The organism is Parafrankia soli, assembly GCF_001854695.1.
In the GTDB taxonomy this organism is placed as follows: Bacteria; Actinomycetota; Actinomycetes; order Frankiales; family Frankiaceae; genus Parafrankia; species Parafrankia soli.
The window spans coordinates 1-5,281 of sequence record NZ_MAXA01000066.1; the positions used below are offsets into that span (position 1 = coordinate 1).

At 70.4% G+C, this 5,281-nt stretch carries 3 protein-coding genes; all 3 read left to right on the plus strand.

Translation table 11 applies throughout. The features are described 5' to 3' along the window. Positions 1 to 294: 294 nt before the first annotated feature. Positions 295 to 1,461 carry a glycosyltransferase gene (locus tag BBK14_RS07685; protein WP_241831277.1) on the plus strand — a complete coding sequence of 389 codons (1,167 nt, stop codon included), beginning with the start codon at positions 295 to 297 and terminating at the stop codon, positions 1,459 to 1,461. A gap of 476 nt (positions 1,462 to 1,937) precedes the next feature. Further along, positions 1,938 to 4,721, plus strand: coding sequence for an aconitate hydratase (gene acnA / locus BBK14_RS07690; RefSeq protein WP_071060541.1), 2,784 nt, complete (start codon positions 1,938 to 1,940; stop codon positions 4,719 to 4,721). A 220-nt stretch (positions 4,722 to 4,941) separates the two neighbouring features. Next, a partial coding sequence (locus BBK14_RS07695; RefSeq protein WP_198541205.1) for a transposase occupies positions 4,942 to 5,281 on the plus strand: 340 nt, incomplete at its 3' end.

Genomic DNA, 5,281 nt, shown 5'->3' on the forward strand with positions numbered 1-5,281 from the left:
CCTGTGGAGATGGAGTGAGACCGCCTCGCTCCTGAAGCGAGGAGGCATCCGTTGACGAAGCAGGAACCCGCACCGCGAGGTGTGGGAATCCCCGGCCTTCAGACCGGGGAGGAGGTCAACACGGAGTCTCGGATCCGTCGGAGTGCCGACGCGGCGGCGTGCGCCCGTTCCCCGGCGGACAAGAGCGCGGGACCCACTGCGATCGACAGACCCGCCGCGGTCGACGGGACCACCGGTCACGGCGGGCGGCGCGGCTCGGGAAACGACCGCGAGCGCACGTCGGACGGGAGGCGGGTGGACCCCGCGCCCGCCCGCCCTGACCGCGACAGTCCTGTGACGGTGCTGGAGGTGCTCCCGAGGATGGACCGGGCGGGCGAGGTGATCCGCGCGGTCAACCTCCTGCGGCGCCTGGACCCGCAGGAGTACCGGCTGCTGTTCTGCGTCACCTCGGGTGCCCCCGGATCGCTGGACGACGAGATCCGGGCACTGGGCGGCGAGGTCTATTACTGCCGCGCCGGCCTGAGGTTCCCGCTCGCCTTCTACCGGCTGCTGCGTTCGGTCCGGCCGGACGTCGTCCACTCGGGTGTGGCGACCTTCTCGGGCGTGGTGCTCGCGGTGGCCCGGGCGGCCGGTGTGCCGCGCCGTGTCGCGCACTTCTTCAGCGGCGCGGACCAGAGCGGCGAGAGCCTCCGCGGCCGCCTCCAGCGGATGGTGGGGCGGGTGCTGCTGGACGCGTTCGCCACCGACCTGCTCGCGGCCAGCGAGGCGGCGATGCGCGGACGGTGGCGGGAGACCTGGCGGCTCGACCCTCGGTGCCGGGTCATCTACAACGGGGTCGAGCTCGAGCCCTTCGGAGTGGCCATCGCGGGCCAGCGGCCCATGCCGGACCTCCCCGAACTCGACGAGTTCGGGGAGGCCATGACACCGCAGCTGACCGTCCTGCACGTCGCCCGCCCGGACCCGGTCAAGAACCGGGCCCGGGCCATCGAGATCGTCGCGGCGATGTGCGCGCGGGGGCTCGACGTCCGCCTGCGGATCGTCGGGCGCCAGACCGAGGACGAGACCGAGCGGCTGATGACCCTGGCCCGGGGTCTGGGTGTGTCCGACCGGGTCGAGTTCATCGGCGAGCGGCTCGACATCCCGAAGCTGCTGGTGACCTCTTCGCTGCTGCTGGTGACTTCGCTGCGCGAGGGGCTGCCGAGTGTGGTGCTCGAGGCCTGCGCGGTCGGGACCCCGGTGCTGTCGTCCGACCTGCCGGGAGTGGGGGAGATCGCCCGGGTGCTGCCCGGGATCACCATGCTGCCGCTGGGCACCCCCAACGAGATCTGGGCCAACACCGCGGCCGATCTGGCGGTCGTCCCGCCCACGATGGACGAGCGCCGTGAGGCGATGCGGCGGCTGCGGCGGTCCCCGTTCACGATGGAGAACTGGCAGCGCGACATCACGGCTGTCTGGTCGTAGCGGCTGCCCGGCCCGCTTCTTCCGCGGGCGGGTACGTTCCCGAGGAGCGCCTGCCGCGAGGCGGGGCCGTCCCCGACGGGGCGCTCATCGTGCGGCGGACCCGTCCAAGGTGGACCCCAGCCGGGTGGGACATCCCACCTCGGTCGCCAGCACCCTTATCGTCCCGTTCTGCCCGGCTGCATGGCGTGAGGCGCGCGTCCGGACGGACCACCTGATATTTTTAGCCTTGCTAATTAAATGCGGCTCGGATTTCGGTGGGGTACACCGGCGTCCGGGAGGCGATGGTCACAGGCCCACCGGCCCCCGCCGGACGTGACCGACGGTTCCAGCCACCGCCGTCACCCCTGAGAGTGCCAGGATGGGGCGAGGTGGCCGAACCGTGGCGAGTCACGGTGTCGACCGGATGTGATCGCTGCTGGTGTCGGACCTCCCCGCAGACGAGGAGCGGGTGAGGTGACGAGGAGGAGACGAAGGCCATGGACAGCTTCGGCAGCACCGGCAGACTCGCGGTAGGTGATCGCACCTACACGATCAGGCGGTTGGACGCGGTGCCCGGGGCCGACCGCCTGCCGTACAGCCTCCGCGTTCTGCTCGAGAACCTGCTGCGCACCGAGGACGGCGCCAACATCACCGCCGACCACGTACGCGCGCTGGCCGACTGGGACCCGGCGGCAGAACCGAGCCAGGAGATCCAGTTCACCCCGGCCCGGGTGATCATGCAGGACTTCACCGGAGTTCCCTGTGTCGTCGACCTCGCCGCGATGCGCGAGGCCATGGTCGCCCTCGGCGGGGACTCCACGAAGATCAACCCGCTCGCCCCGGCCGAGATGGTCATCGACCACTCGATCATCGCCGACCACTTCGGACGGCCGGACGCGTTCGAGCTGAACGCGACGCTGGAGTTCCAGCGCAACCGCGAGCGGTACCAGTTCCTGCGCTGGGGCCAGGCGGCGTTCGACAACTTCACCGTGGTGCCGCCGAACACCGGCATCGTGCACCAGGTCAACGTCGAGCACCTCGCCCGCGTGGTCTTCACCAAGGAGACCGCCGAGGGCACCCTGGCCTACCCCGACACCCTCGTCGGGACGGACAGCCACACCACGATGATCAACGGTCTCGGGGTGCTCGGCTGGGGCGTCGGCGGCATCGAGGCCGAGGCCGCCATGCTCGGCCAGCCGGTGAGCATGCTGATCCCGACCGTCGTCGGCTTCAAGCTCACCGGTGAGCTGCCCGCCGGCACCACCGCCACCGACATGGTGCTGACCATCACCGAGCAGCTGCGCAGGCACGGCGTGGTCGGCCGCTTCGTCGAGTTCTACGGCGAGGGCGTCGCGAACGTGCCGCTGGCGAACCGGGCCACGATCGGCAACATGAGCCCCGAGTACGGCTCCACCTGCGCGATCTTCCCGATCGACGCCGAGACCCTGTCCTACCTGCGGCTCACCGGCCGCCCCGACGAGCTCGTCGCGCTGGTCGAGGCGTACGCCAAGGAGCAGGGCCTCTGGCATGACCCGAGCCACGAGGCGAAGTACACCACCACCCTCGAGCTCGACCTGTCGACCGTCGTCCCGTCGCTGGCCGGCCCCAAGCGCCCGCAGGACAGGGTGCTGCTGTCGAACGCGAAGAAGGCGTTCCGCACCGCGCTCGCCAACTACGCCCAGCCGGTGCTGCTGGCCAACGGCGGCGCCGACGAGGCCGACGCCGAGTCCTTCCCCGCCTCCGACTCGGCCGCCGCGTTCGCGGACAAGCCGTCCGACGCCCCGGTCTCGGCCAACGCGGTCTCCGGTGACGTCGCCGACCGCCCGTCCAGCCCGACGAAGCTGACCCTGGCCGACGGCACGACCTGCGAGATCGACCACGGGGCGGTCGCCGTCGCCGCGATCACGTCCTGCACCAACACGTCCAACCCGCAGGTCATGGTCGGTGCCGCGCTGCTCGCCCGCAACGCCGTCGAGAAGGGGCTGACCCGCAAGCCATGGGTGAAGACCACCCTGGCGCCCGGCTCCAAGGTGGTCATGGACTACTACGAGCGCGCCGGGCTCATCCCCTACCTGGACAAGGTCGGCTTCAACCTGGTCGGCTACGGCTGCACCACCTGCATCGGCAACTCCGGCCCGCTGGAGCCCGAGGTCYCCGCGGCGATCAACGACGCGGACCTCGCGGTCGTCAGCGTCCTGTCCGGCAACCGGAACTTCGAGGGCCGGATCAACCCCGACATCAAGATGAACTACCTGGCGTCCCCGCCGCTGGTCGTCGCCTACGCGCTCGCCGGCACGATGGACATCAACCTCGACACCGACCCGCTGGGCACCGACACCGCCGGCGAGCCGGTCTACCTGCGTGACATCTGGCCGAGCGAGACCGAGGTGGCGCAGGTCGTCGGCGACGCGATCACCTCGGAGATGTTCGCGGACCGCTACGCCGACCTCTCCGGAGACGAGCGCTGGCAGGCGCTGCCCGTCGGTGACGGCGGCGAGGTGTCGCAGACCTTCGGCTGGGTCGAGGACTCGACCTACGTCCGCCGTCCTCCGTACTTCGACGGGATGGCGGCCAAGCCGTCCGCGCGTACCGACATCGTCGGCGCCCGGGTGCTGGCCTACCTGGGTGACTCGGTGACCACCGACCACATCTCGCCGGCCAGCTCCATCAAGAAGGACTCGCCGGCCGGGCGCTACCTCACCGAGAACGGGGTCGCCCCGGGGGACTTCAACTCCTACGGCTCCCGCCGCGGCAACCACGAGGTGATGATCCGCGGGACCTTCGCCAACATCCGGCTGCGGAACAAGCTGGTGCCCGGCGTGGAGGGCGGCGTCACCCGCCACCTCCCCGACGGCGAGCAGGTGGCGATCTACGACGCGGCCCAGAAGTACGCCGCCGAGAGCGTGCCGCTGGTCGTGCTCGCGGGCAAGGAATACGGCTCGGGCTCGTCGCGTGACTGGGCTGCCAAGGGCACCGCACTGCTGGGCGTTCGGGCCGTCATCGCCGAGTCCTACGAGCGGATCCACCGGTCGAACCTGATCGGCATGGGTGTGCTGCCGCTGCAGTTCCCCGTCGGCGAGTCGGCGGAGTCGCTCGGGCTCACCGGTGAGGAGACCTTCACCATCACCGGGCTGGCCGACGTCGACGAGAAGACCCCGACGATCACCGTGCAGGCGGGGGACAGCTCGTTCGAGGCCGTGGTGCGCATCGACACCCCCGGCGAGGCGGAGTACTACCGCCACGGCGGGATCCTGCTGTACGTTCTGCGCTCGCTGATCTGATCTGACCTGGGTTCGATCAGGTCTGATCAGGTCCGTCCGGAGGAGGGCACCACGCCCGCTCTCCTCCGGACGGGCCCGACGGGCACGCCCGCATCCCGCCTGTTCGGGCTCTGCGGGTTCTCGTGCCCCGCAGTGGGCTCTAGCGGTAGTTCGTTGGATCAAGGTTGTGGCGGGTAGGTCTGCTCTGTTGGTTGTCTTTCAGGAGCGGAGGGAGGCTGGCATGACCAGACGTCTGCCCTGTCCGCCGGCACCAGGCCCGTTGGAGGATTACGCTGCCCGGTTTGATGATCTGTTCTCGGCGTTGGGGCAGCGGCGGGGGTTCCGGGAGTATCTGACCGGGCTGCTGGCCCCGCGGGACCGGAACAAGACGCTGACCTGCCTGGCCGGGGCGGAGCCGGTAGTGGGTGCGGGGCATCCGGCGGTACAGCGGCTGCAGTTCTTCCTGTCCGAGTCGGTGTGGGACCCGGAGAAGATCAACGACCGGCGGGTGGAGCTGCTGCAGGCCGGCCCGGCTACTGCCGCGCACCCAGGCGGGGTGCTGGTGATCGACGACTCCGGGG